At 63.7% G+C, this 26,958-nt stretch carries 25 protein-coding genes; 12 read left to right on the top strand and 13 right to left on the bottom strand.

Annotated features, from left to right (window positions below; genetic code table 11):
• Positions 1 to 53 precede the first annotated feature (53 nt).
• Both B4400_RS08965 and B4400_RS08960 read left to right on the top strand, forming a co-directional pair.
• The gene (locus tag B4400_RS08965; RefSeq protein WP_078309552.1) at positions 54 to 1,850 is read left to right on the top strand and encodes a DEAD/DEAH box helicase; all 1,797 of its coding nucleotides are present in this window, start codon (positions 54 to 56) and stop codon (positions 1,848 to 1,850) included.
• Positions 1,847 to 3,043, top strand: a complete 1,197-nt coding sequence (locus B4400_RS08960; RefSeq protein ID WP_078309550.1) for an acyltransferase family protein — start codon at positions 1,847 to 1,849, stop codon at positions 3,041 to 3,043. Before B4400_RS08965 ends, B4400_RS08960 begins: the two co-directional genes overlap by 4 nt.
• Here the strand turns inward: B4400_RS08960 and B4400_RS08955 are convergent.
• From B4400_RS08955 to B4400_RS08925, 7 genes are all read right to left on the bottom strand, one after another.
• Positions 2,946 to 3,557, bottom strand: a complete 612-nt coding sequence (locus B4400_RS08955) for a TetR/AcrR family transcriptional regulator (protein ID WP_078309547.1) — start codon at positions 3,555 to 3,557, stop codon at positions 2,946 to 2,948. The two genes, B4400_RS08960 and B4400_RS08955, sit on opposite strands and share 98 nt — an antisense overlap.
• Positions 3,558 to 3,596: 39 nt before the next feature.
• Positions 3,597 to 4,838 (bottom strand): cytochrome P450, encoded by a 1,242-nt coding sequence (locus B4400_RS08950; protein WP_078309545.1) that lies wholly within the window; start codon positions 4,836 to 4,838, stop codon positions 3,597 to 3,599.
• 49 nt (positions 4,839 to 4,887) lie between these two features.
• Entirely contained in the window at positions 4,888 to 6,255 is a 1,368-nt protein-coding gene (locus B4400_RS08945) for an FAD-binding oxidoreductase (RefSeq protein ID WP_078309543.1), read from the bottom strand.
• The gene (locus B4400_RS08940) at positions 6,252 to 7,085 is read right to left on the bottom strand and encodes a mycofactocin-coupled SDR family oxidoreductase (protein WP_078309541.1); all 834 of its coding nucleotides are present in this window, start codon (positions 7,083 to 7,085) and stop codon (positions 6,252 to 6,254) included. The genes B4400_RS08945 and B4400_RS08940 overlap by 4 nt, the downstream gene beginning before the upstream one ends.
• 10 nt (positions 7,086 to 7,095) lie before the next feature.
• On the bottom strand, positions 7,096 to 8,367 hold the full coding sequence (locus B4400_RS08935) for an MFS transporter (protein ID WP_078309539.1): 1,272 nt from the start codon (positions 8,365 to 8,367) through the stop codon (positions 7,096 to 7,098).
• Positions 8,368 to 8,416: 49 nt separating this feature from the next.
• On the bottom strand, positions 8,417 to 8,836 hold the full coding sequence (locus B4400_RS08930) for an HIT family protein (RefSeq protein ID WP_078309537.1): 420 nt from the start codon (positions 8,834 to 8,836) through the stop codon (positions 8,417 to 8,419).
• Positions 8,837 to 9,106: 270 nt separating this feature from the next.
• Positions 9,107 to 10,276 carry a family 20 glycosylhydrolase gene (locus B4400_RS08925; RefSeq protein WP_139361332.1) on the bottom strand — a complete coding sequence of 390 codons (1,170 nt, stop codon included), beginning with the start codon at positions 10,274 to 10,276 and terminating at the stop codon, positions 9,107 to 9,109.
• Positions 10,277 to 10,482: 206 nt separating this feature from the next.
• On the opposite strand from B4400_RS08925, the gene B4400_RS08920 reads away from it, so the two are divergent.
• Together B4400_RS08920 and abmR are read left to right on the top strand one after the other, a co-directional pair.
• Entirely contained in the window at positions 10,483 to 10,689 is a 207-nt protein-coding gene (locus tag B4400_RS08920; RefSeq protein ID WP_078309532.1) for a hypothetical protein, read from the top strand.
• 75 nt (positions 10,690 to 10,764) lie between these two features.
• Positions 10,765 to 11,289: an ATP-binding transcription factor AbmR gene (gene abmR / locus B4400_RS08915; RefSeq protein WP_078309531.1), complete on the top strand. Its 525-nt coding sequence runs from the start codon at positions 10,765 to 10,767 to the stop codon at positions 11,287 to 11,289.
• On the opposite strand, the gene B4400_RS08910 is transcribed toward abmR, so the two are convergent.
• Positions 11,286 to 13,181: an ABC transporter ATP-binding protein gene (locus B4400_RS08910; RefSeq protein WP_078309529.1), complete on the bottom strand. Its 1,896-nt coding sequence runs from the start codon at positions 13,179 to 13,181 to the stop codon at positions 11,286 to 11,288. The genes abmR and B4400_RS08910 overlap by 4 nt on opposite strands.
• On the bottom strand, positions 13,178 to 14,902 hold the full coding sequence (locus B4400_RS08905) for an ABC transporter ATP-binding protein (protein WP_176112815.1): 1,725 nt from the start codon (positions 14,900 to 14,902) through the stop codon (positions 13,178 to 13,180). Before B4400_RS08905 ends, B4400_RS08910 begins: the two co-directional genes overlap by 4 nt.
• 153 nt (positions 14,903 to 15,055) lie before the next feature.
• On the opposite strand from B4400_RS08905, the gene B4400_RS08900 reads away from it, so the two are divergent.
• The 3 genes from B4400_RS08900 to B4400_RS08890 are packed head-to-tail and all read left to right on the top strand — an operon-like array spanning position 15,056 to position 16,691.
• Positions 15,056 to 15,586 carry a DUF3558 domain-containing protein gene (locus B4400_RS08900; protein WP_170914961.1) on the top strand — a complete coding sequence of 177 codons (531 nt, stop codon included), beginning with the start codon at positions 15,056 to 15,058 and terminating at the stop codon, positions 15,584 to 15,586.
• Entirely contained in the window at positions 15,583 to 16,140 is a 558-nt protein-coding gene (locus B4400_RS08895; RefSeq protein ID WP_078309524.1) for a DUF3558 domain-containing protein, read from the top strand. The genes B4400_RS08900 and B4400_RS08895 overlap by 4 nt, the downstream gene beginning before the upstream one ends.
• A 32-nt stretch (positions 16,141 to 16,172) precedes the next feature.
• Positions 16,173 to 16,691, top strand: coding sequence for a DUF3558 family protein (locus tag B4400_RS08890; protein WP_078309877.1), 519 nt, complete (start codon positions 16,173 to 16,175; stop codon positions 16,689 to 16,691).
• A 9-nt stretch (positions 16,692 to 16,700) separates the two neighbouring features.
• Here the strand turns inward: B4400_RS08890 and B4400_RS08885 are convergent, their stop codons facing one another.
• Entirely contained in the window at positions 16,701 to 17,213 is a 513-nt protein-coding gene (locus B4400_RS08885) for a SixA phosphatase family protein (protein WP_078309522.1), read from the bottom strand.
• 132 nt (positions 17,214 to 17,345) lie between these two features.
• Between B4400_RS08885 and B4400_RS08880 the strand changes: the two genes are divergently transcribed.
• On the top strand, positions 17,346 to 18,527 hold the full coding sequence (locus B4400_RS08880; protein WP_078309520.1) for a metallophosphoesterase family protein: 1,182 nt from the start codon (positions 17,346 to 17,348) through the stop codon (positions 18,525 to 18,527).
• On the top strand, positions 18,524 to 21,148 hold the full coding sequence (locus B4400_RS08875; RefSeq protein WP_078309518.1) for an AAA family ATPase: 2,625 nt from the start codon (positions 18,524 to 18,526) through the stop codon (positions 21,146 to 21,148). Before B4400_RS08880 ends, B4400_RS08875 begins: the two co-directional genes overlap by 4 nt.
• Before the next feature lie 27 nt (positions 21,149 to 21,175).
• Here the strand turns inward: B4400_RS08875 and B4400_RS08870 are convergent, their stop codons facing one another.
• Positions 21,176 to 22,393, bottom strand: coding sequence for an acyl-CoA dehydrogenase family protein (locus B4400_RS08870; RefSeq protein ID WP_078309516.1), 1,218 nt, complete (start codon positions 22,391 to 22,393; stop codon positions 21,176 to 21,178).
• A gap of 77 nt (positions 22,394 to 22,470) precedes the next feature.
• On the opposite strand from B4400_RS08870, the gene B4400_RS08865 reads away from it, so the two are divergent.
• Positions 22,471 to 22,842, top strand: a complete 372-nt coding sequence (locus B4400_RS08865; RefSeq protein WP_078309514.1) for a VanZ family protein — start codon at positions 22,471 to 22,473, stop codon at positions 22,840 to 22,842.
• Here the strand turns inward: B4400_RS08865 and B4400_RS08860 are convergent.
• Complete coding sequence (locus B4400_RS08860) at positions 22,784 to 23,461, bottom strand: TetR family transcriptional regulator (RefSeq protein WP_078309511.1); 678 nt, start codon at positions 23,459 to 23,461, stop codon at positions 22,784 to 22,786. The two genes, B4400_RS08865 and B4400_RS08860, sit on opposite strands and share 59 nt — an antisense overlap.
• Positions 23,462 to 23,616: 155 nt before the next feature.
• Between B4400_RS08860 and B4400_RS08855 the strand changes: the two genes are divergently transcribed.
• Together B4400_RS08855 and B4400_RS08850 are read left to right on the top strand one after the other, a co-directional pair.
• Positions 23,617 to 23,994, top strand: coding sequence for a hypothetical protein (locus tag B4400_RS08855; protein ID WP_078309509.1), 378 nt, complete (start codon positions 23,617 to 23,619; stop codon positions 23,992 to 23,994).
• Positions 23,995 to 23,996: 2 nt separating this feature from the next.
• Entirely contained in the window at positions 23,997 to 25,556 is a 1,560-nt protein-coding gene (locus B4400_RS08850) for a cytochrome P450 (protein WP_078309506.1), read from the top strand.
• A gap of 29 nt (positions 25,557 to 25,585) precedes the next feature.
• Here the strand turns inward: B4400_RS08850 and B4400_RS08845 are convergent, their stop codons facing one another.
• Entirely contained in the window at positions 25,586 to 26,926 is a 1,341-nt protein-coding gene (locus B4400_RS08845) for a cytochrome P450 (protein ID WP_078309503.1), read from the bottom strand.
• Positions 26,927 to 26,958 lie beyond the last annotated feature (32 nt).

Here is a 26,958-nt window from a genome sequence, read left to right as displayed (position 1 = left end):
AGATGCGCTGGAGGCGGGAGTTGAGCGCGCTAGCGCCTAGACTTCTTGACGCCATGACCTCTACAGATATCCCCACGCCCGACACCGGCGACTCGACTGCACCACGCGCGGATGACGCCGTCACCTTCGCGGACCTACAGATTGCCCCCGAGGTGCTGCGTGCGGTGTCCGACGTCGGGTACGAAACACCCTCGGCGATCCAGGCTGCCACCATCCCGCCGCTGCTCGCAGGCTCGGACGTCGTGGGACTGGCGCAGACCGGTACCGGGAAGACGGCGGCGTTCGCCATCCCTATCCTCTCGAAAATCGACCTGACCTCGAAAAACACTCAGGCACTAGTGCTTGCGCCGACGCGCGAGCTGGCCCTACAGGTTGCCGAGGCATTCGGCCGATACGGGGCACATATGCCCCGGCTGAACGTGCTGCCGATTTACGGTGGCCAGTCGTATGTGGTCCAGCTATCGGGGCTCAAGAGGGGCGCCCATGTGGTGGTCGGCACGCCCGGGCGTGTCATCGATCACTTGGAGCGCGGCACGCTTGACCTCTCGCACCTGGACTACCTGGTGCTGGACGAGGCCGACGAGATGCTCACCATGGGCTTCGCCGAGGATGTCGAACGCATCCTGGCCGACACCCCCGAGTACAAGCAGGTGGCCCTGTTCTCGGCCACCATGCCCGCGACCATCCGGCGACTGACCAAGAAGTATCTGCATGATCCGGTGGAGATCAAGGTCGAGGCGAAGACCTCCACTGCCGAGAACATCAGGCAGCGCTTTATCCAGGTGGCCGGGCAGCGCAAGATGGACGCCCTTACCCGGATCCTCGAGGTCGAGACCTTCGAGGCGATGATCGTGTTCGTCAGGACCAAACAGGCCACCGAGGAGGTAGCCGACAAGCTCAAGGCGCGCGGGTTCGCGGCGGCGGCGATCAACGGCGATATCAACCAGTCACAGCGCGAGCGCACCATCAACGGGCTGAAGAGCGGTGCCATCGACATTCTGGTCGCCACCGATGTCGCCGCGCGTGGCCTGGACGTCGAGCGCATCTCCCATGTGCTCAACTACGACATCCCGCACGACACCGAGTCGTATGTGCACCGCATCGGCCGCACCGGTCGCGCGGGCCGCTCGGGTACCGCGGTGTTGTTCGTCTCTCCACGGGAACGGCACCTGCTCAAGGCCATCGAGAAGGCCACCGGGGCCAAGCTTGTCGAGGAGGCGCTGCCCTCGGTTGACGATGTCAACGCCCAGCGGGTGACGAAGTTCCGCGATGCCATCACGGCCGCGCTCTCGGCACCGGAGGTCGAGCTCTTCCGTCGGCTCGTCGAGGACTACGAACGCGATAACGACGTGCCGGTGGCCGATATCGCCGCGGCGCTGGCGGTGCTGTCGCGCGACGGCGAGCAGTTCCTGCTCAAGCCCGATCCGCCCCGTGACCCGCGCCAGGAGCGCGGGGAGCGCCCCGACCGCGGGCCCCGCGAGGCACGTCCGGGAACTCCTGGGCTGGCGACGTACCGCATCGCCGTCGGCAAGCGGCACAAGGTGATGCCCGGCGCCATCGTGGGGGCGATAGCCAACGAAGGCGGTTTGCACCGCAGCGACTTCGGTCACATTACGATCCGGCCTGACCACTCACTTGTCGAGTTGCCCGCCAAGATGTCGCCCAAGACGCTGAAGGCGCTGGAAAGCACCCGGATCTCCGGTGTGCTCATCGAGCTGCGCCTCGCAGGCGGGGCCGACGCTGCGCGTCCCGCCCGTAAGTTCACGGATCGCAAGCACCCAGACCATAAGCACACGGACCACAAACGGTCGGAGGCGAAGCGTCCCAAGCGGTCCCCCAAGAAACCATGACGGCGGTCCCCGCGACTGACAGTGCCCCCGTCGTCCACGGTCCGGGACGCGTCGCTGCGCTCACGGGTATCCGGGCGGTGGCCGCGACCCTCGTGGTGGCCACCCATGCGGCCTACAGCACGGGGAACTATGTCGTCGACGGTGTTTCCCCGTGGCGTGCGTATCTGCACCTGATGCAGGCCCGTTTGGAGATCGGTGTACCGATCTTCTTTGTGTTGTCGGGTTTTCTGCTGTTCCTGCCGTGGGTGCGGGCGGCCGCCGACGGTACCGCCTCACCCTCGGTGAGACGCTATGCCTGGCACAGGTTTCGGCGCATCATGCCGGCCTACTGGATTCTCGTGGCCATCGCGTACATCTGGTATCACATCCGGGACCAGTATCCGAACCCCGGACACACCTGGTTGGGCTTGCTTCGAAACCTCACGCTCACCCAGATCTACACCTCTAACTATGGATATCGCTATATCCACCAAGGCATGACGCAGATCTGGAGCCTTGCCGTCGAAGCGGCGTTCTATGTCGCATTGCCGTTCTTGGCATGGCTGTTGATCAAGAAACTCTGTGGGGGACAGTGGCGTCCGGTGCGCCTGCTGGTCGGTTTGGGCGCCCTGGTGTTGGTGACTCCGGGGTGGATGACCGTGGTGTACACCGTCAGTGCCTTGCCTGACGGAGCGAAACTGTGGCTTCCGGCCTACCTGTCGTGGTTCGTGGGCGGCATGATTTTGTCTGTTCTGGCCGTCATGGGCGTGCGCTGCTATGCCTTGGTGACGGTGCCGCTCGCGATCATCTGCTACCTCATCGTGTCCACGCGGATAGCAGGAGACCCGACTACCTCGCCGTGGGCGCTGCCGCAAGCGCTGACCAAATCCATCTTCTACGTTGTGATCGCGACGTTGTTGGTCGCGCCCGCCGGGTTGGGTGACACCGGCTGGTATGTCAGGTTTCTCGCATCGCGGCCCATGGTGTGGCTGGGTGAGATCTCTTACGAGCTGTTCCTCATCCACATGATCCTGATGGAGATCGTGATGGTTGACCTGCTGCACTACCACGTCTACACCGGGTCGGTGGTGATCGTGTTCCTGGTGACGATGGTGGTCAGCGTGCCTGCGTCGTGGCTGATCCACCGGGCTGCGCAGATGCTGCTGGCGTGGGGTTCACGTCTACGGAAATCATTGGCGCAACGAACTCAGTGATGAGAGTGCGCTCGTCCTCGGGGTTGTCCTCGGGGTAGGAAAGCAGCGAGATAATCATCCGGACATACCATTTGGCTCGCAGGTGAGATTCGGAATCCGCCACTGTCCCGTTGACAAACGCCGACACCATGGCGTTCAGCACCTCCGAATGCAACGCCAGCGAACCGCCGACATATTCGCCAGGGCGGAACCAGGCCGATAGGGCCGGGTTGTCACGGACCAAGCCGAGGCTGATGAGCACGGCGCTGACCAGACGCTCCGTCGGATCGTCGATGTCGGCGACCGCTGCGGTGACCTGCCCGGTGATGGCCCTGGCCTCGCGGTGCACATAAGCGATGTGTAGCGCCTCGCGATTCTCGAAGTACCGGTACAGAGTCGCCCGGGAACAGCCGGCGGCCTTGGCGATCTCGTTCATGCCGACAGCGGCGACGCCGTCACGCACGAACAGCTCGGCGGCCGCGTCGAGAATTTTCTCGGCGGCCACCGATGTCCTCGTGTCGGCCAACCAGCTCATGCTGGTTCGCGCTCTTCGCGCAATCGGCTCATCGCAAGATCATCGCACGTGGATGGGTACCGTCAGGGGCCTTCGCACATACGAGCCGCCCGCCCAGGTGACCCCGTCGAGGTTGACCTCGAAATCCGGTATGCGGGTGAGCAGTTCCTCGAGAGCTACCCGTGACTGCATACGAGCCGCGGCGGCTCCCAGGCAGTGGTGATTCCCGTGGCTGAAGGTGAGGATGTTGCGTGGCTTTCGGAGCACATCCAATTCGCCCGCATCTTCGCCGTACTCGCGCTCGTCCCGGTTGGCGCTGCCATAGAGCAGTAGCGCACGCCGCCCCGCGGCAATGGTGGTGTCGCCGAAAGTGACGTCGCGGGTCGCGGTTCGCGCCAGACCCTGCACCGGAGACGTCAGGCGCAGAAACTCCTCGACTGCCCCCGGGATGAGTGAGGGATCGTCGATCAGTTTCTGGCGTTGATCGGGATTCTGGTGCAGCAGTTGTATTGCACCGCCGAGCATTCCGGTGGTTGTGTCGTTGCCGCCGGTCACCATGGTGAACGCGAATCCGAGGATTTGAAGCGTTCCGCTGATGTCTCCGTCGGCTCCCACTCCGGCGGCAACGAGGTGGGACACGGTGTCGTCCTCGGGTTCGGCGCGTCGCCGCTCGATGAGTCCGGTGAAGTACATCATCAGTTCACCGATGGTCTGAGCGACCTCGCCCTGCATGGTCTCGATGTCGATCGCACCGCCGGCCGCTGCCGCGACGATGCCGTCGGTCCAGATGTCGAACTGTGCGCGGTCCTCTTCGGGCACCCCGAGATAGTGCGCGACGACCATCGAGGGCAGGGGCTTGAACAGCTCGACGACGATATCGCCCTCGCCGCGTTCCTTGAGGCGCTCAAGGCGCTCCACCACGAACTCGCGCACCTTGGGCTCCACGGCGGTGACCTGTCGCGGTGTGAATCCGCGGGAGACGAGCTTGCGGAAGTCGGTATGCGTGGGCGGGTCCTGCATGACCATGGGCGGGTTGTCGCCCATGCCGGTCTTCTCCAGATCGCCGTACATGACGGTGAGACCCCGCGCAGAGGAGAACGTTTCCCAGTCACGAGCCGCTTCGTAGACGTCGGCATGCCGGGTGAGCACGTAATAGTCGTCGGTGGGCGTGTGCTCGGGCACCACATGGTGCACCGGGTCGTGATCACGCAGCGCCGCGTACATGGGCCAGGGATTGGTCCAGTTGTCCGCGGCTCCGGGGACATAACGCGGCACAACCGCATGAGACACATCGAGTGACATGTCTTATGTGTAAGGCATGTCACCTAATGTGTCAATATCCAGTGAGGAACTAGATCAGGGTGCCGGGGTTGAGGATGCCCTCGGGGTCAAGTGCCTGCTTGATTCGGCGGTTGACCTCCAGCACCTCCGGGCCGACCTGGCCGCCCAGCCATGGCTTTTTGAGCCGCCCCACGCCGTGCTCGCCGGTGATGGTGCCTCCCAGTGAGATCGCCAAGTTCATGATCTCGCCGAATGCGGCATGGGCACGCTGCGATTCGTTGGGGTCGGTGGGGTCGTGCACGATCAGCGGATGGGTGTTGCCGTCGCCGGCGTGTGCGATTACCGAGATGAGCAACCGGTGTTGTGCGGCAATGGCTTCCACGCCCTTCACCAGTTCGGCCAGCTTCGGCAGCGGGACGCCCACGTCTTCGAGCAGCAAGGTGCCCTTTGCCTCCACGGCCGGAATGGCGAACCTTCGTGCCGCGACGAATGCCTCGCCCTCGTCTTGGTCATCGGTGGAAAAGACCTCGGCGGCATGATGATCGGTGAAGATCTGCGCGATGAGCTCGGCATCCTCCGCGGAGGTCTTCCCGCGTTCATCGGAGCGGGCGACGAGCATGGCGGCGGCCTCGCGGTCCAGTCCCATTCTCAGTTTGTCCTCGACCGCGTTGATCGCCACCGAGTCCATGAACTCCAGCATGGAGGGCCGGATCAGCGCGGTGATCGCGAGCACCGCGTCGGCGGCCTCGGTCACCGAATTGAATGTCGCCACCACGGTGCACGGCGGCGGTTGCGGGGGCAATAGCCGCAGAGTGACCTCGGTAATCACGCCGAGTGTGCCCTCGCTGCCGACAAAGAGTTTCGTAAGGCTCAGTCCAGCAACATCTTTCAGACGTGGCCCACCCAGTCGCAGGATCGTGCCGTCGGCTAGGACGATGTGCATACCCAGCACGTAATCGGTGGTGACTCCGTACTTGACGCAACACAGTCCGCCGGCGTTGGTCGCGATGTTGCCGCCGATGCTGCAGATCTCGAAGGATGATGGATCCGGCGGGTACCACAGGCCATGTTCGGCAGCAGTGGCCTTGACTTCCGCGTTGAGAGCGCCGGGCTGGGCGATCGCCACACGAGTGGTGGTGTCGATGGAGATGGCGCGCATCCGCTCGGTCGACAACACGATGGCGCCGTCCTGGGCGGTGGAACCGCCGGATAACCCGGTTCCCGCACCACGGGGAACGACGGGGATGTGATGCGCGCTGGCCCATTTCAGGGTCGCCGAAACCTCTTCCGTGCTGCTGGGACGTACCACCGCGAGAGGCGTTCCGGCGTCTGGATCGAAGGCGCGGTCCTGTCGATAGGAGGCGGTGATATCGGGGTCGGTGATGACCGCGCCCTCGCCGAGGGTCGTCGCGAGCTCGTGGAGGGCGGTCTGGCTCATATCATCCGTGCTGTCGCGCCGGCGTCGATCGGCAGCACCGTGCCGGTGATGTGTGAGCTGGCCTCGTCGGCCAGGAACAACACGGCACGGGTGACCTCCGCGGGCTTGAGGAAGGGTGCGTACTGCAGGTGCAGCGACGCGAAGACGGATTCGACGTCCTTGAGTGTGGGCTTCTCCAGGTCAGGCCGCATGGTGCCGAATACGAAATCATTTTGGGTCATGGGAGTTTCGACGTTTCCCGGTGCGACGGCGTTGACGGTGATGCCGTAGCCGACGAGGTCATGTGCGGCGACCTTCGTCAGCCCGATGACACCCCACTTGGACGAGACATAGGACGCCTGAGCCCATGTCGCGCTGTGCCCGAGCATTGAGGAGACCGTGATGATGCGGCCGTAGTTCCGCTTGATCATGCCGGGCGCCACAGCCGCGATGGTGTTGAAGGTGCCGGTGAGATTGGTGCCGATGACCTCGTCCCACTGAGCGGAGTCAACCTCGGGCAGCAGCGCGATGGTGCTGATACCGGCGTTGGTGATGGCGATGTCGATTCCGCCGAGTGAGTCCTCGGTTTCGGCGACAAACGATTCCAGTGCGGCGCGATCCTTCACGTCGACCTTGGCCGAGATGCACTGGCGTCCGGTATTTTCCACCATGGCGACCGTCTCGGCGAGGTCATCCTCGGTAGCCAGCGGGTACCCGACGACATCGCTGTTCTCACAGCGATCACAGATCGCGATATCGGCGCCCGCCTCGGCGAGCGCCAGGGCGTGTGAACGACCCATGCCGCGTGCGCCGCCGGTGATTAGTGCAATTCTTCCCTCGAAGTCAGCCACGGAGCCGACCCTACCGAGTGGGATCCTTGTGGGGCTGCTGTTCCTCGCGGTCCAACTCTCGTAAGACGGGCATCCGAGTGCTGGCGACGGCGATCAGGAGCATCGGTATTCCGATGATCGTCAGGGTCGAGGCAACGCCAAACTTGTCGGCGATGGGGCCGGCGAGCATGAACCCGAGCGGCCCGGCGCAGTATGCCGTGGACGTCATGACGCCCACCACCCGCCCGCGCAAGTGCTCGGGGGAGCGGGTCTGCATGACGTAGTTGGCGATCGGCGCCACTGGTCCGTAGATGAAGCCCAGGCATGCTCCGAGCATCAGCAGGACCGCGATGGGTGGCAGGAAAGACATGCCCAGCGTGGTGATGCCGGCGGTGAAGGTGGCACACAGCATGATGGTGCGGCGTTGGACGTGGCGCACCATGGTGGCGTACCCGAGAGCACCGAGCAGCCCGCCGACCGAGATGGACATGAGTATCCAGCCGAGCTGCTGGGGAGTCCCGGCATCGCTGAAGTGCTTGGGCAGCAGCACACTTTCGATGGGCAGATAGAGCGCTGTGATGGCCATGTCGATAAGCGCCAAGGTGCGCAGGATCTTGACGTTCCAGACGAATTTCAATCCCTCGACCACACCGCTGATGACGCCGGTGGGCTTGGTTTCGGCGGCCGGTTTCCCGCCACCCTCGACCTTGAGGAAGGTGATTGCCGCGACGGACACGACGAAGGTCGACGCGGTGGCCCACATGGTGTTGACGCCGCCGATGGAGGCGATCAGCAGACCGCCCAGACCCGGGCCCACGATGTACGCGACGTTGAACACCGCCTCGTACATGCTGTTCATCTGGTCGAGCGACCAGCCGGCAGCCTTCGCGGCGGCGGGCAGCATCGATTCACGTGCGGTGATTCCGGCGGGGTCGAAGATGGCACCGACCGCGGCGAGAGCCGCGAGCAGCGGCACGCTGAGTCCGGTGGTCATGGCCAGAATCGGTATGGCCGAAACGGATAACAGCGACAGGACGTCGGAGATGATCGACATCTTGCGGCGTCCGAAGAAGTCGACCGCCGTTCCCGAGATCAGGGTGGAGAAGACCAGCGGCAAGGTTCCGGCAGCGGCAACGATTGCGGCATCCGCGGCAGAGCCGGTGCGCTGCAGAACTAGCCAGGGGAGCGCGACGATCGACACACCGTTGCCGATGGCGGCCACAACAGATGCGAAGAGCAGCAGGAATACCGGCCGGCGATTCACCTGATCAATTGTCGGCGAATCCGCCGTCGGAGTGGACATGTCGCCGAAAACGTATCAGCGGATAGTGCGGGTGGTCGAGTGATTTTTGCTAGTTGGCTTGCACTGCCTCGCGAACGATGCGAGCTGTGGATTCCAGGTCGGGATCTCGACGGATCATGAATCCCTTTGCGAAGGCAAGTTTGTCGCCCCCGCGTCGTGGCACCACATGCAGGTGCGCGTGCATGACCGTCTGGAACGCGACGCGGCCGTCATTGAGGGCCAGGTTGGTGCCTTCGCTCTGCAGCTCCGAATCGCGCATGGCGTTGGCGATTCGCTGTCCCACGGTCATGATGGCGGCGGCATCATCGGGCTTCAGATCCGTGAGGTCCTGAGCGTGGGACTTCGGGATTACCAAGGTGTGTCCACGGGTGATGGGGCGGATATCGAGGAAGGCGAGTGTCGTCTCGTCCTCGTATACGGGGAACGATGGCGACGCGCCGGCAACAATGGCGCAGAAGACACAGGACATGAGCACACCGTAGCGGTGGGTGAGCGAGCCAACTGTCTCTGGCTTCCCGTGGAGGTCTGGGACGCCAACTGGTGGGATTGCCCTGGTCTAGATAAGGGCGTTTGCAAGCACGGCCCGCGCGCGGTGCAGATTCTGACGCACAGCGGTTTCGGAGATATCGAGCTGGCGGCGAATGGAAAATGACAATCCGTTTGGCGTCGCGTAATCCCTGAGCTGGAGGCTCAAGCAGGAGCGTGCCTGTTTTTCGCCTTCTGGCGTGCTGTAGCTTGTTCAGCCAGTGGCTTCTCGTACGATTTGCCGAACACGGTTTGCTGTGACGCTGCTATTGGGATTCCATGCTTTAAGTGCAAACGCCGCTAAGGGCTCTTTGACATGGGTAAATATCTGGTCTTCGGTCTCGGCTTCTGGCATGTCGGCCCAAATCGAGAAGGTTGCACCGGTTATGTTATCTGCATTTCTGTCCAGGATCTGAAATTCTGGCTTGGGAAACATCGACTGTACCGAGGAGTCGATGACCAGGGTTCCTCCCTTGATCAAGCTTTGTGGGTCAAACTGCAACCTCGGGCTAAAGACTTCCGGCCGCCACAGTTTCAGAATACGTTCAACCGTCGGGTGTTCATATTGGGGCGCTAAGGCGTAGTACAAGAGGTAATCGTTGTAGTTGAGCAATGAATACCCTGCTGCGGCGATATCACCTGCGGCGGCATAGGTGTCATTCCAGCGGGTCCAGTAGTTGACGGTCACGGTGCGGTCCAGCGGGACCACCGCGCTCTTGAGCAGGGTGTCGTTCCAGACACCGACCCCGAAACCCCGTTGGGCAAGCTGAGTGACGTAACGATTGGCGACGTCGGTAATGAGATCGTGCTCATTAGCCAATGGCCCGAACTTTTCCCGGGCGATGTCCGCGAGCCTCCCGGCCGCCTGCCCCTGGGTAAAGGGACTGAAGATTTCGTCAAAGCCTAGATGCCAGTGCGGGCTGCCTGCAAAGAGCTCAGCGTACTCGTCGATGATGTCGTCGAGGAAGGCGATTGCCGCGTCATTGGTTATGTCAATCACCCCGTCTGCCCCACCTCCGGACATCGCGAACTCCGGATGTGCGCTGAGGAGCCACCCAATATGGCCCGGCATATCAAGTTCAGGCACCACCGATACCCCGCACTCTGCGGCGAAGTCGACGATGTCGCGCACTTGGCTGCTGGCCCATTGGGGGGCGACGTTCACCTCTGGGTGGCGGGCGCTGGTGATGCCAAGCCGGCCGTTGTCTGCGAAGTGCAACTGCAACTCGTTGAGGCCCAGCGTGGCCATGTATCGAACAAGTCGCCGTACCCACGTGACGCTGAACGCTTTGCGGCCGCAATCGAGCAGTACCGCTCGACGCGCCAATACGGGGCCTCCCTCGAATTCTGCGGTATCCGCAAACGCTGAGGGTGCTGTTGTCATCGCGATAGCCGATGCCGCCAAGAACGACCGTCGATTTAGCACAGGATTACCTTACTCGTTGATTCCATGATGTCGTCAGCGCAGAGGGTCTACGAAGAGCCCTGTCGTGTTGCCGACGGTGGTGCGTCAGGGATCCGATCCAGCTGGGCGACAAATTCGGGATCAAGCTGTCGGGCCGACGTCCAGATGCGCAGTACGCTGGTGATATGGCTGGTAAGGAAATCGACAAGCAGCGGGCAAATGCCGCGCTGGCGGTGATCCGTCAGCACCCGGGGATGGCGTTGTTCGTGGCTGCCCCGGTACTGGCCGCTCTCGGCGCCGTGTGGTGGATTGCCGGTCTCGGATGGGCGTTGGTCCTGGCAGTGGTCATCGTGCTCGCCGGCGGTGCCGCGGTCGTCATGCGCCGTAGCTGACGTAGCAGTCGCCGCTCCCAGAGTGTTCGCTATAAGCGAACGCTCTGAGGTTTGTAAGCGTGTAATTTTGTAATCATGAAACGAGATCAACAGTCCGACGCCTCCGACGCCGCGGACTGGTTCGCCGGGCGCCTGCCCGACGGCTGGTTCAGTGGTGATCCCGAAGTCGTCGTCGACCGCGAAGAGATCACCGTCATCGGTCGGCTACCCGCGGATGAGGGTGACAACGAGAGCGAGGCGCGTGCTGCAGGCCGGGCCTCGCGTTTCCGGGAAGAGACGCGCTCCCATCGAATGCGCATCGCCGACGAGGCGCAGGCTCGGTACGGGCGCAAGGTTTCCTGGGGTGTCGATGTGGGTACCGCTGAAGAGCCGGAGCGAATTCTGTTCACGCACATCGCGGTTCCGGTGATGACGCGGCTGCGACAGCCTGAGCGTCAGGTACTCGACACCCTGGTGGAGGCCGGAGTTGCCCGCTCCCGTGCCGATGCGCTGGCGTGGGCGGTGCGGCTGGTCGGTGAACACGCCGAGGATTGGCTGGACAAGCTGCGCGGTGCCATGACGGAGGTTCGGGACCTACGGACGCAAGGTCCGCAGCTCTAGGCCTGTGTCATCGCGAAGTAGGCGCCGCGGCGCGCCAGCAGTTCCGTGTGAGTGCCGCTCTCGACGACGCAGCCGCCATCCATCACGAGAATGCGATCCGCATCGCGAATGGTGGAAAGCCTATGGGCGATAATGAAACTCGTTCGGTCCCGGCGCAGCTCGGCCATGGCCCGCTGGATTCGTAGCTCGGTGCGGGTATCCACCGAGCTCGTCGCTTCGTCGAGAATCAGCAGCTGCGGGCGTGCCAGGAATGCACGGGCGATGGTGATCAACTGCTTCTCTCCGGCACTGATGTTCTCACCGTCGTCGGCGATCCTGGTGTCGTAGCCGTCGGGAAGTGTGCGCACAAATCGGTCCACGTATGCCGCACGCGCAGCCTCGCGGACCTCGTCGTCAGAGGCCTCGGGCCGCCCGTAGGCGATATTCTCGGCGATGGTGCCGCCGAAAAGCCAGGTGTCCTGTAGCACCATCCCCATCCGAGACCGCAGATCATGTCGGCTCATCGTCGAGATATCAGTGCCGTCCAGCAGTATCCGCCCGGAGTCGATGTCGTAGAAGCGCATCAGCAGGTTCACCAGGGTGGTCTTTCCGGCCCCGGTCGGCCCGACGATCGCTACCGTTTGCCCCGGTTCGACGAGCAGCGACAGCCCTTCGATCACCGCGTTGCCGGGGGAGTAGCTAAAGCTGATGTCATCGAACTCGACACCCGGGGTCCCGCCCGGGACCGTCGCAGGAGATGCCGGATCGGGCGGCTCCTCGTCCTCGTCCAGCAGCTCGAAAACCCTTTCGGCGCTGGCGAGTCCGGACTGCAGGGTGTTGTACATCGCCGCGACCTGTGTCAGGGGCTGATTGAACTGCCGCACGTATTGCGTGAACGCCTGGATGCCGCCGAGCGTCAGGTCGCCGGAGGCCACCTTCATGCCGCCCACCACCGCCACTGCCACATAGCTCAGGTTTCCAATGAACGCCGTGGCGGGCGATACCAATCCCGAGAAAAACTGTGCCCCAAAGGCGCTGCTGTAGACCTTGGCGTTCCGATCGGCGAAGATTGCCTCTGCCTCGGCGCGGTGTCCGTAGGTCTTGACGATGGTGAAACCGCTGTAGGTCTCCTCGATGTGTGCGTTGAGTTTCCCGGTGTTAGACCACTGCGCCACGAACAGCTGTTGGGAGCGGCGGGCGATCGCGCGCGTCACCCATAGCGACATGGGCACGGTCGCGAGTGTGATCAGTGCCAGCAGCGGCGAGATGCTGAGCATCATGGCAAGTACGGCAACCAGGGTCAGCATTGAGCTCAGCAGCTGGTTGATGCTCATCTGCAGTGACGTCTGGATATTGTCGACATCGTTGGTTACGCGGCTGAGGATTTCCCCGCGCTGTCGGGAATCAAAGTATGACAAGGGAAGCCGATGCAGTTTGTCTTCTACATCGGCACGCAGCGCCACCACCGTGCGCTGCACGGTGACGTTGAGAAGCCGTGCCTGTACCCATGCCAGTAACCCGGCCGCCAGATACATACCCAAGGCCAGGGCCAGCGTCATCCCCACCGCGTGAAAATCGACACCCACCCCGGGGGTGACGTTCATGCCGGAAAGCATCTGTGCGAACTGGCCGTCCCCGCGGGCCCGAGCCGCCTCGATGGCCTGTTCCTTGCTGAGCTCGGCGGGCAACTCCCGTCCGATGACCCCGTTGAACAAGAGATCGGTGGCATGCCCCAGGATCCGGGGCCCGATGACCCCGATCGCGATACCGGTCATGGACAGAGTGATCACCATGGCGGTCAGAAAACGTTGCGGAGCAAGTCGTCTCACCATCCGTACGGCGGTGCCGCGGAAGTCCCGGGAACGTTCTGCCGGCCCTTGTTGCACACCTCGAAAGCCGATCGCCCCAGTCATACCGGCAGCACCGCCTGCGAATCGCAGATCTCCTGGTACATCTCACAGCGGTCCGCCAGTTCGGCGTGGGTGCCCACCGCGGCCACTCGGCCGTCCTCCAGAACGACGATCTGGTCTGCATCGACCACCGTCGATATCCGTTGTGCCACAACAATCACGGTGGCGTGCGCGGCGACCGCACGCAGCGCCTCCCGTAACCGCGCATCGGTATGCACATCCAGCGCGGAGAACGCGTCATCGAACAGGTAGACGCCGGGGCGGCGAATCACCGCCCGCGCAATCGCGATGCGCTGACGCTGCCCGCCCGAAAAGTTGATACCGCCTTGCGACACCGGCATCTGCAGCCCCGAGGCGTGCGCGTGGACAAAGTCCGCCGCCTGGGCGACGCGCAACGCATCCCACATCTCGTCCTCGGTGGCATCCGACTTGCCATAGCGCAGGTTGCTTTCCACCGTTCCGGAGAACAAGTAGCCCCGCTGCGGGACCAGACCCATAACCATCCAAAGGTCCTCAGGGTCGTATCGGCGAACATCGTGACCGCCCACACGTACCGAACCTGCGGTCACGTCGTGCAAGCGGGGGATCAAAGACAGCAGCGTGCTCTTACCGCAGCCCGTCGCGCCGACCACGGCGGTGACCGTCCCTGGTCGCGCCGTGAACGAAACCCCTTCCAGCACCGCACGCTCGGCACCGGGATAACGGAACCCGGCATCGGTGAACTCGACGGTCGGGTCGAGTGCGTCCACATGCACCGGATCGGCCGGTGCTGTAATCGATCCCACCGTTTCGAACACCTCGGCGATCCGTTCGGCACACGCTGATGCGCGCGGCACCATGACGGCCAGCATGGTGAGCATCATCATCGACATGAGGATCTGCAAGAAGTAGGACAAGAAGGCCACCAGCGAGCCCACCTGCATCTGTCCCTGGTCGATCCGCAGCCCGCCGAACCAGATCAGCGCCACGCTGGAGGTATTGATGACCAATGAAGTAGTGGGCAGCATCAGGGCCTGCCATCGTCCGGCGGCCAGCGCCGTGTCGGATACCTCGGCGACAGCGACGCTAAATCGTTTGCGCTCCACTGCTTCCCGTGTGAATGCGCGGATGACCCGAATACCGGTCAGTTGTTCTCGCATCACGCGGTTGATGCCGTCGATGAGTCGTTGCATTCGGCGGAAGATCGGCAACATCGAGCGCACGATGTACCAATTGGTCACACCGAGCGCGGGCATGCTCACGATGAGCAGCCAGGACAAGCCCGCATTCTGATGGACCGCCATGGCGATTCCGCCGACGCACATGATCGGCGCCGTCACCAGCATGGTGCAGGTGATCTGCACCAGCACTTGTAATTGCTGAACATCGTTGGTGGTGCGCGTCAGCAGGGTCGGCGCGCCGAATCGGGCGGACTCCTCGGCGGAGAACCCGGTGATGTGATGGAACAGCGCCGATCGCATATCGCGGCCGAACCCCATACCTGTTCTGGAACCGAAATACACCGCGCCGATCGAGCAGGCGATCTGCACCAGCGTCACGGCGAGCATCACCATGCCGAGCCGCATGATCATTCGGGTGTCGCCCTGTGCCACACCGTCGTCGATGATCGCGGCGTTGACGGTCGGTAGGTACAAGGAGGCCAGCGTGCTGAGGGTCTGCAGGACGACGACCACCGCGACGAGGCTGCGGTACGGGCGGACGTAGCGTCCCAGAAGGGCCCGCAACTGACCCTGAGGCATGGGCACCACTGTCGCACACCAGGCCCGCAACAAAGCCGCAGCTCAGTGGTTGACTCCGGTTTGTGCCGCTACAGTGCACATGTGAGGTTGGGCTTGGATTCGCGCAACGTGTGGGGCAAGTGTGCTGTCGCGCTGGCGATGGTTGCACTGGTGTTGGCGGGCTGTTCGGGCGGTGATAAGTCCGATGAGCCCAATGGCACCGCGCCGAACGCGACGGCGCCGGCGCAGACGAAGTCCAAGGGCGTCGAGGGGCCGATGTTCACGGAGTGCGGCGGCATCAGTGACCAGGCGATGATGCAGATGACCAAGGTCGTGGGCCTGGTCGGCACCGCCAAGAACTCTGTCGGTTGTGTCTGGCTTCGCGGTGGAAGCATCGTGGGACCGCACTTCTCCTTCAACTGGTACCGCGGCAGCCCCATTGGCCGCGAGCGCGCGACCGAAGAACGGACGCGCCCGAGCGTCGAGGACATCGAGATCGCCGGGTACAAGGGATTTATCGCCACCGACGGCTACCCGGGCACCGTGACCAAGCTGTGCGAGATCGGCATGGACTTCGGTAACGACTTCATCGAATGGTCCATCAACTTCGAGCCCGGATCAGGTGCGCCCGACCCCTGCGATGTGGCTAAGCAGCTGACCGAGACGTCCATCAAGGCGGCCAAGAAATGACGCATCGGAAAACGAAATCGCTGTTCGCGGCGGCCTGCATCGCACTGGTCACACTCACGTCGGCAGGCTGCGGCGGCACGGTCGACGGTGAGGCGGTCATGCCCGGCAAGGGCGATCTGGGTGACGGCACGCCCGCTGAGCAGAAGTACCCCAACCTGCTCAAGGAGTGTGACGTTCTCACCACGGACGTCCTGGCCAAGGCCGTCGACGCCGATCCAAGGGACATTCAGAGCACCTTTGTGGGGGCGCTATGCCGGTGGCAGGCCATGAGTAAGAGCGGCGGCCTCGTCGACATCACCCGCTTCTGGTTCGAGACCGGCAGCCTCGACGCCGAAAAGGCCACAGCGAACAGTCTGAAATACAACGTCCAAGAACGGGCGATCCAGGGCATTCCGTCGATTGTGATGAAGCCGCCGGACCAGCCGGGCGCCTGTGGAGTTGCCAGCGACGCCGCAGGTGTTGTTGGATGGTGGGTCAACCCGCAGGGCCAAGGCGGAGACTCATGCACGCAGGCAATCAAATTGATGGAGATGACGCTGTCAGTGAATATCTGACAGGTCGTGTTCGCTCGTCCCGTATCGCCGGGATACTGCTGTGTCTTGTGGTGGCCTCGGGAGTCATGTTCAGCGCCGGATGCTCTAGCCACCACCGTGAACTCGGCGGGCACGACGTCACGGCCGGGCATGACATTCGGGTCGGCCCGGTGTACTCCGAGTGCGGCAGCCTCACCACACCCGATATCTCGGCTGTTGTGCACCGGACTGACCTCAAGCTGATTGCAAAGACCCCCGCCGGGTGCACGTGGTCTCCGAACGGATCCTGGAGTGCGCTCCCCAACGTCACACTCTCCTGGTATCGGGGCAGCCCAATCGGCCGCGAGCGGGAAGGAGAGGAACGAACGCGCGACGAGGTCAAGGACTTCTCGGCCGGAGGCAAGAGCGGCTTCATCAGTTCGACCTACGGGATGTGCGTCACCGCGTTGGAGTACGGGGACGACCAGTTCTTCGAATTGGCGGTCACGCTGCTTGGCGCGGGTCACGGCACGTCGTCGGATGCGTGCCATTGCGCGATGAAGCTGTCCACCCAGGTGGCGGAGAAGGTCTGAGGCAGCCCGCTAGCGCGGTACGTGGAACTTGGTCAGCGATCCGCCTGCCAGTTCGAGCCGTGACCACGGTGAGCGAGTCGTCAGCACCGCGATCGCCGAGGTCGGAAACTTAGTGGAGATTCGATTCGCGGCCTCGGCGTTGCTGGTGCCGGTGTTGGCCAGCGCCAGTGCTAACTGCGACGTGGTGGGCTCATGCCCGACGACGAGCACGGTAGTCGCGGAGTCCGGTACCCCGTTGATCTCGCCGAGGGTGATCCCCACCGTCGAGTCGTAGAGCTTGTCGCTGAATCTGACGAGCTGGCTGTGGACCCCGGTCTGCGTCAGCGTCGCGCGGGTCCGGGTGGCAGTCGAACACAGCACCGCGTCGATCCGATTGAAGTTGTCCTGCAGCCAAGTCCCAGCCTGGGTGGCTTGTCGGGTACCGCGCAGATTCAGCGGACGCTCGTGATCGTCGACACCGGGTGGATACGCCGACTTCGCATGCCGCATCAGGATCAGGGTGCGCTTGGCGTCCTCCGACATGATTCGTACGGTAGCCGGGGTGTGCGACGAGCGCCGGGCAAATGCCAGACCTGTGGATAAGTCATCTGGCGGGTCGCGGGGATGAGGCGCGGCGTCCCGGAGGTTGTCGGTAGACGGCCATAGACTTCGCGTGTGAAGTTCTTGCACACCGCTGATTGGCAGCTTGGCATGACACGGCATTTCCTTGCCGGTGAAGCCCAGCCGCAGTATTCAGCCGCGCGTCGGGAGGCCATCGCGTCTCTCGGCGAGGTTGCCGTGGCACAGGGTTGCGACTTCATGGTGGTGTGCGGAGACGTCTTCGAGTCCAATCAGCTGGCCCCGCGAGTCATCAGCCAGGCGCTGGAGGTGATGCGGGGCGTTGGTGTCGACATCTATCTGCTTCCTGGCAACCACGATCCCCTGGACGCCGCCTCGGTGTACACCAGCGAGCTGTTCCTGGCAGAAAAGCCCGCGAACGTCCACGTGCTCGATACCGCGGGCGTCCATCAGGTGGCTGCAGGAGTCGAGCTGGTCGCGGTGCCGTGGCGATCGAAGGCGCCCACGCATGATCTCGTGGCCGAACAACTGGAGGGTCTACCCGCCGATGGCACACGGCGCATCGTGGTGGCTCACGGTGGTGTCGACATTCTGGACCCCGATCCGACGAAGCCTGCGCTTATCTCGTTGAAGGCTGTCGAGGACGCTCTTGCCCGGGGTGCCGTCCATTACGTAGCGCTCGGAGACAAGCACTCCCGAACTCAGGTGGGTTCCAGTGGGCGGGTCTGGTACTCGGGCGCGCCGGAGGTCACCAACTACGACGATGTCGAATCCGATCCGGGGCACGCCCTCGTGGTGAGTCTGGACGAATCGGGTGCGCTACAGGTTGATGCTCATCACGTGGGCAGATGGCGGTTCGTCACGCTCCGGCGGTCGGTGGACAACGCGCGCGACATCGCCGATCTGGGGCTCAACCTGGAACTGCTGCCCGACAAGGAGCGCACCGTGGTGCGCCTGGCCCTGACCGGAACGCTGAGCGTGACCGATAACGCCGTGCTGGAAGAGTGCCTGGACAAGTACACGCGGCTTTTCGCGAGTGTGCGGACATGGGAGCGGCACACCGATATCGCGGTAGTACCTGCCGATGGAGAGTTCAGTGATCTCGGTGTCGGCGGTTTCGCCGAATCCGCGATTGCCGAGCTGAAGGAGATGGCGGCCGCGGGTGGAGAATCCTCCGCGGATGCTCAGGGCGCGTTGTCGTTGCTGCTGCGTCTCACATCGAGTGCAGGGCGAGGCGGTTCGGCCAAGGGCTCATTGGCAAGAGGGTCGGCGGCGTGAAACTGCACCGCCTGTCGGTGACCAACTATCGCGGAATCGCCCATCGCGACATCACCTTTCCTGATCGCGGGGTTGTGGTGGTCAGCGGGGCGAACGAGATCGGCAAGACGTCCATGATCGAGGCGCTCGACCTACTGATCGAATCCAAAGACCGCTCCACCAAGAAGGATGTCAAGCAGGTCAAGCCAACTTTTGCGGATGTCGGCTCCGAGATCGAGGCCGAAATCAGCTGTGGAGCTTTTAGATTCGTGTACCGCAAGCGTTTCCACAAGCGCGCCGAGACACACCTGACTGTCATCGAGCCGCGCCGCGAACAGCTCTCTGGCGATGAAGCGCATCAGCGGGTGCTGGACATGCTGGATCAGTCCATTGACATGAACTTGTGGAAGGCGCAACGCGTCCTGCAGTCGGCGGGCGCGGGCGTGCTCGACCTGTCCTCGAGCGATGCGCTCACGCGTGCACTGGATCTGGCTGCCGGGCAGTCGGTTGCGCTTTCGGGTAGCGAGCCTGATCTGGTGGAGCGGATCGATGCGGAATACGCGCTGTACTTCACCGCGACCGGGCGCCCTACCGGCGAGTGGGCCAAGGCCGGTGCGCGACTGACCGCCGCCGAGGACGCCCTGGCCGTCGCCAACGCCGCGGTGACCGAGGTCGATCAGCAGGTTCGCGAGCATGACGAGCTGACCCGGGATCTGGCCACCGTCATCGCCGATCGTGCCGAGGTCAGTCGCCGTCTGGCTCCGTTAGAGCAAGCCTCCCAAGCTGTTTCGATGCTGCTACAGCAGCGCGATAACGCGACGGTGGTCGCGGAGGCAGCGCAAGCCGCGGCGGTAGCCGCCCAGGCGAAACGCGATGAGCGGGCGCAGCTGATTGCCGATGTCCAGGCGCGCAGGGCGTTGATCGCCGGGCTCGCAGAGCAGGCATCGGCCGCCAAGGAGGCGCACGAAACGGCACGGCAGCTGTCCGAGGCTGCCGAGTCCGCCGCGACCCAAGCGACTCAGGCGATAGACGGAACCCGCGCCCAATTGGAGACGGCCCGAGACACTTTGGACCGCGCGCTCGCCCGGGACGAGGTAGACGGGTTGGCGGCCAGGGTGTCGCGTATCGACCTCACGACCCGCCAGTTGACCGCGGTCGGCGCGGAGCTCTCCGGATTGGTCATCACCGCGCAGTCGCTTGGGGCGATCGAGTCCGCCGCGCGCGCTGTCGGTATGGCAGAGGTGGCTCTGGACACCGCTTCGGCGCAGGTGGAGGTCCGGGCACTCGCCGATGTCGACATCACTGTCAACGGTGAGCAGCGGCGGGTCGAGGCCGGAGAGCAGTGGGCGAGTGCGGCCACCGACACCATCGAGATCACCGCTCCCGGCGTGGCGGTCACCCGAATCATTCCGGGGGCCAACGCGGCCCAACTGCGTGGCAACCTCGACGCCGCCCGCGCGGCGCTCGCCGCCGCATTGGCCACCGTTGGTGTCGCCGATATCGGGCAGGCGCAGAAGCAGTATGAACGGCGTACCGAACTCCATGCCGAACGTGACCGGTTAACGGCGTTACTCGACGGGCTGATGGGTTCGGAGAACCTTGACATGTTGCGTGGGAAGCTCAGCCGATTGCGCGAGCTCGCGCCGGAGGCCACCGGCTTATGGGATGCGATTGATCCGGCGCAGGCGCGCGCCGAGGTCGCCCGGCTGGTGACCGCGGTCGAACGGCTACAGGCCGAAGAGGCCACGCACCGCCAGGCGGTCCAGGTGGCCGCTCAGCGGCTCGTCGAGAAGTCCACTGAGGCAACGGTATTGCGGGAAAAGCAAGCCGCGCGCGCCGAAGAACTGGCCGCTTCCGAGCAGCGTCTTGCCCAGGTGCGGGCGTCGGCATCCGACGATCTGCTGACCGAGCGCCATGAGCAGGCGGTCCAGGCGGCCGACCTGACCGCGCGCCGCGTCACCGATCTCGTGAATCAGCTGGCCGCGCTGGAAGCCGACCGGGTGCGCGCCGAGCTGGCCGAAGTCTCGGTACTGGCGCAGGGGCTGGATCAGCGGCACGAGGAGTTGCGGCATCGGCTGCGCGACATCGCGGTGCGGCTGGAGGTATTTGGCAGGCAGGGCCGTAAGGATCAACTGGATGCCGCTGCCTCTGAACGAGAATATGCGGCAACGGAATTCACGAGGATAGGCGCCAAGGCGCGGGCCGTCGACACGCTGCGATCGGTGATGTTGCGGCACCGGGACGGCATGAGGCTGCGTTATGTCGACCCATTCCGCGCGGAACTGGAGCGGTTGGGGCGCATGGTCTTCGGTCCGACCTTCGAAGTGGATGTCGACAGCGATCTGAGCATCCGCAGCCGGACGCTGGAGGGCCGGACTGTTCCCTATGAGTCGCTATCGGGCGGCGCTAAGGAACAGCTGGGCATCGTCGCACGGCTGGCAAGTGCCGCGTTGGTGGCGCCGGAGGACGCGGTACCCGTGATCATCGACGACGCACTGGGCTTCACCGACAGCGACAGGCTGGAGCGCATGGGTGAGGTGTTCGGCGCGGTGGGTACCGAGGCGCAGGTGATCGTGCTGACGTGCAGTCCCGACCGTTATGACGCGGTCTCCGGGGCGCATCGAATCAGCCTGTCTGCCTGAGCGACTCGGCAGGACCTGCCGATACCCTTAAAAATAGGCGTTCGCGGGAACCGGCGTGCCGTGCAGCAGGTTCTGGCCGATCACCCGGGCCTTGTAGTGCACGGGATTGTGCAGGCTGATGGTCCGGATGTTGCGCCAATGCCGGTCCAGGTTGCGGCTGCGGCTCGAGGCACTGGCGCCGCCCAGATCCAGCAGCTTGGTGGCGGCGTCGAGCGCGACGGCGTCGATGTGCACCTTGGCCTTGGCAACCGCCAGCTGTGCTTCCTCGGCCAGCTGCGCGTCGGGGACTCCATCGCGCACGGATGCGGTGGCGGCGTCAATGGCATCTGCCGCGGCGAGAACCGCTGCCTCGGCCGCGAAGGCGGTCGCGCTCAGCTCGCCGAGGGTGCGTTGCAGCAGGGGATCGTCGACCGGACGTTCAGTGAGGGCATGGCTGAAATTGCGTTGCCGGGAGCGCAGCAGCGCCGCACCGTCGTCCACCACCGACCGCAGCACACCGGCGATTATCGCCAGGATGTACAGCTGTAACGATGCGTACTGCGTGGTGGGCACCGGGGCAGCGTCATACGGTGTCTCGGAAAGGATTTCGTCCTCGGCGACGTCAACCTGAGTAAAGATCGTGGTACCGGTGCCGGTACGACGCTGGCCAAACCCGTCCCAGTCGTCCACCAGCCGCACTCCGTCACGGTCACCGGGGACGATGACCGATGCCACCGAGTCGCGCTCGGTGGTCGCGGTGACCGTCAGGTAGTCCGCGAACAGTGTCCCGGTGCTGTAGAACTTCTCACCGGTCAACCGATATCCATGCCCGGCCGGCAGCAGCCGCGTGTTGAACACCAGGCTGCCGACGGCCAACACACCCTTCTCGCTGAACGCATTGGCGAAGAGGTTGCCCTCGTTGACCTTGGTCAGCCAGGCGGCCGACGTCGGATCCGATAGCGTGCGCAGTCGCTCCTCGACGAACCAGAAGTGGGTGCGGAAGATGTGCGCGACGATGGGGTCGGCTTGCGCCAGATCAATGATGGTGGAAAAGAGCTGCCGCACAGAGAGTCCCGCACCGCCGAGCTCGACCGGGATTCGCAGCCGTCCGATCCCGGCTTCTTTGAGCAGGCGAACCTGGTCAAAGGGGTTCTCGTCGGCGAGGTCGCGATCCCGCGCCCCGTTCGCCACCTGGGCGAGCAGATTCCGGTAGGTCTCGGTGCCGGGCAGGGCGCGGATGTCGAGGACTGACGGAGCGGAGGTCATGTCTTCGTTCTACGCAGCATGCCCCTTGGCGGCATCGCTTTGAATCAGCCAGAACCGAAGCGGCAATATGAGTCACGATGATTCGCATAGTTCAGTCCTGGTCTTGGTGCCTTCGCTGGCTCACGCTGCTAGGCGCCTTCGCGGTCGCCTGCCTGTTGCTGTTCACGCCAGGTGGCGCCGTTCCGTCGGGCCCGCCCGGGGCGGACAAGGTGGTGCACGTTCTGATCTTCGCGATGTTGGCGGTGTCCTCGCGTTTTGCACGGATCGGCGAGAAAACCACGCTGGCTTGGGTTCTGACCTTCGCCGCGTGTTCGGAGGTGATTCAGGCTCTGTGGGTTCCGCACCGCGACGGGAGCCTGCTGGATCTGCTGGCCGACGCGGTCGGACTGTTTACGGGCCTGTGGTTGTGGCAGAGGGTTCATGGTGAGCCTCGGCCGGTTTCGGAATGACGGTCGTGATGGTGCCGGTGTGCGCCAGACCGCGGGTGACCAGGTCCAACTGGCGTAGCGCCCGATTGAGGGCCGCTTGCGCATCGGCATCGGTGGGGTGATCGGTGTCCACCAGCATGCCGATCGTGCTGAGGATGGAGCTCGCGATGAGGTCCGCCGCGATCTCCAGATCCTCGGTGGGGTGATGGTTCGTCGCGGGATTGCGCGCCAGCTCGACCACGACATCGTTGGTGAGCATGCGCATCTCGTTGTTGATGGCACGCCGCACCTGAGGTGAGCCGCCATGGCGTTCACGTACCAGAAACCGGAAGTTGTTCGCGTGCTCGCTCACGCGGTCGACCATGAGGCCGAGAATCTTGGCAGGGTTGTCACTGCCCACCTCGCGTCGGGCCTGTCGAAAGGTGTCACGAAGCGCGCGAACGCTCTCCTCGGCGAGGACCGTGCCCAGGTCCTCCATCGATTCGAAGTGCCGATAGAACGCCGTGGGAACCAAACCCGCGGATCGGGCCACCTCGCGCAGACTCACGGCCGCGAAGCCACGCACCTTGAGTAGATCCAAGGTCCCGTCGAGCAATGCGCGGCGGGTGTGCAACTTCTTCTCAGCACGACTGTGGCGCATACCTGTCAGTGTACGGGCGTGCTCTTATCGATCGACCAGTTTCGTTCGAAACCGCGTTGATGTCTGGTATTGACAGGTTCATCTACGTTACGCACACTGATCTCAGTGCACGATTGTTCACTATTTGGCCACCGAATTCGAAGGGGCAATGCAGCATGGTGGGACCTGTTGAGCGCAACGTCAACGTCGTCCAGGAAGTCGTGGAGTCGGTCGGGTCGCGTGTCGGCCGGATCATCCGCATCATCACGCGGACGGTGGGGGAAGTTGCACGCGAGGTGAGCGGTGTCGTGGCTGACGGGTTCGAAATCGCAGAGGCCAGTAAGCGGGCGCGTGCTGATCAGGAACGGTGGGACGCCAAAGACCTGGCCGAGGATGACGATGTCGACCTCGTCGACGAGGATCTCGGGGCCGCTGACGACGCCGATGACGATGACACGGCCGAGAGTGAGATCGACGCCGTGGTGGAAGAGGTGACTTCCGGGCCAGAGGTTGACGAGGCGAGCGACGGCGCCTCTGAGCAGGAACGGGTCTAGTCGTGTCGGCTCCAGCGGTGCAGCCAGAATCCCTCTCCGCGCCTCCCGGCGCGGCGGTCGGTGAATGTCCGGTCAACCACGACCTGTACCCGGGCGGCCCAACGTTCCTGCGGTGGCATGACACCAAGGTCGGCTATCTGAAGTCGTGGCGTATGGCTCTGGGTGCGGTCTGGTCCACATACCGGCACACCATCTCCGAGTACATCGCGGACCTGCCCGGCCAGGATGATGTCATCGTCGCCCGCGCACCGATGCGGAAGATGGTCATCGTCCGTAACCCCGAGTTGGCGCGCTACGTCTTGGTGGCGAATCAGGACAACTACATCAAGAGCGCCGAATATGACCTACTGGCAGTGGGTTTCGGCCGGGGTCTGGTGACCGACCTCAATGAAGGGCTGTGGAACCGGAACCGGCGGTTGGTGCAGCCGATCTTCGCCAAGCGCCAGGTCGACCTATTCGCCCCCCAGATGGCTGAAGCGTCAGCGCGTACTCTGGCGCGTTGGGACGCTCTATACGAGCAGGGTAAGGCGGTCGATGTCACCGCCGAGATGAACTACCTCACCATGGATATCGTCGCGCAGACCATGTTCGGCATTGACCTGGCCGGTGATATGGCCGAGAAGATGCGGATCAGCTTCGCGCGGCTGCTCAAGCTCTTCGGCGTGGGCTTCATCGTCGGGGCCTCACCTCCGTTGCGCTGGCTGGTGGACAAACTGGCCACTCACGGACCCGATGAATTGTCAGCGCACACACCGCGTCTGGCGATCCGGGCATTGCGTTTCGGGGCATCGGTCGTCGCGCCCCGCACCATGCGGGGTCTGCGCTGGGTTGAGCACACCATCGATCAGCTCATCGCCGATCATCACGCCGGCCGAATCACCCGACAGGACAACCTACTGGCCCTGTTGATGGCCGCCGAAGATCCCGAGACGGGCGCCAGATACACCGATCTCGAGATTCGTGATGAGCTGCTGACCTTCCTGGGCGCAGGGTTCGAGACGACGGCTGCGGCGCTTGCCTGGACCTGGTATCTGTTGTCCCGCAACCCTGATGCTCGCGCCAAGTTGGGCGAGGAAGTTGACAGGGTGCTCGCGGGCCGGCTGCCGACGGCCGCTGATGTGGAGAACCTGCCGTGGACCATGGCGGTGATCAACGAGGCGATGCGGGTCTACCCGCCGATCATCGGCCTGGCGCGGGCCGCGAAGGCCGATGACGTGTTGGGTACATATCCGATATCCGCTGGGACGACAGTCGCGATTGTCATCGACAGCATTCACCACAACGAGCGGGTATGGGAGAACGCCAAGACCTTCGACCCCTCACGCTTCCTCAAGGAGAACCTGCAACCCGAACAGCGCAAGGCGCACATGCCTTTTGGTGCGGGCAAGCGCATGTGCATCGCTTCGGGGTTCGCCAATCTTGAAGCCGTCATCGGGATTGCTTCGCTGGCCCAGAGATATGAATTGGAGCTATTGCCGGGCCAGAAGCCGCGCCGCGAGGTGACATTCACCGGCGGCCCTGAAGGCGAGATCCTCATGCGGCTGCGTAAACGGCATCCCTGACCTGTGATGTGCAGGCGTGTCTGACGGTGTCAGCGCCGCCGCACCGTCACCAGCCCGTTGTTCTTCGGGCACGAGGCGACCCCACGTGAATGCCACTTTTCGTTGGGTGCCGTCGTGGTCTCAATGGTGAAGTGCCGCAACACGGTCCGCAGCACGATGTCCATCTCCATGTTGGCGAAGGCCGCCCCGACGCAGCGCCGGGTGCCGCCGCCGTAGGGAACCCACGAATTGCCGGGCTTGGCGCCTGTGAAGCGTTCGGGGTCGAAGCGTTCCGGGTGGGGGAAGGCGGCCGGGTCATCGTGCATGAGGTTGATACTCACGACGAGGGAGTGGCCCTGGGGGATCCGGTACGGCCCGATGTCGACGTAGGGTGCCAGCACGTGGCGGCCTGCGAAGTCGATGACCGGCCGACTGCGTTGCACCTCAAGGATTGTCGCCTGCCGGTACTCGCCGCTCTCGGTCTGAGCCTCCTGGGCCAGGCGCGACAGCACTTGAGGGTGCCGGGTGATCCGTTCGAAAGCCCACGCCAGGGTGGTCGCGGTGGTCTCGTGGCCGGCTGCCAGCAGAGTGAGTAGTTCGTCGGAGACATCGCTGCGCGACATGGTGGTGCCGTCGTCGTAGGTGGAACGCAACAGCAGAGCGAGGATATCGGTGCGATCCTCGAAATCCGGCGCGGCGAGCGCCTTGTCGATGAGTAGTGCGATCACTTCGTCGTAGCGCGCACGGTAGGCCTTCAGCCGGCCCCACGGGCTGAAACGTCCATAGTCGCGCTTGGGCTGGGGCACACGAGTCGTCAGAGAGGCCAGTACCACCCACGGTGGGATCAGTGTGCGCAGCTGGTCCAGCTCGGCTCCGTCGGCGCCGAAGACCGCGCGCAGGATCGCGTTGAGCGTGATCCGCATCATCGGTTCCATGGTTTCGAACTGCTGATCCTCGGGCCATGACGCGCACTCGCGCAGCATCTCTTCCTCGATGATCTGTTCGTACTGGATCATGGCCTTGCCGTGGAACTTCGGTGCGAGCAACTTACGGCGGTGCCGGTGCTCATTGCGCTCCAACGCGAAGACCGATCCGGGTCCGAGCTGCTGGCTCAGGTTGGGCTGGATGTTGCCCAGAATCTCGGTACTGGTGGTGAACACCTGCCGGGTGAGATCCGGGTCGGCCACCACGACCGTGTATCCGAACTTGGGGATATTGATCGTGTAGACCTTGCCGTACTTCTTGGCCAGCCGGCTTGTGGTCCAGCGCCGGGAGGCCACGAAGGCGATGCCCTGGGCCAGCTTGGGAAGTGTCACGAGCGGGGGAGCGATCGGCTCGGGTGTATCGGCTTCTCGGTCGATGGTTGAGGCCTCGGTCACGTCACCCTCCACGGCGTTGTGGTGTTAGTAGACATGTGTCTGAT

The organism is Mycobacterium sp. D16Q13 (assembly GCF_002013375.1).
Classification (GTDB): Bacteria; Actinomycetota; Actinomycetes; order Mycobacteriales; family Mycobacteriaceae; genus Mycobacterium.
Note: the sequence above shows the minus strand (reverse complement) of the source record. Positions and strands in the feature narration are given on the sequence as shown.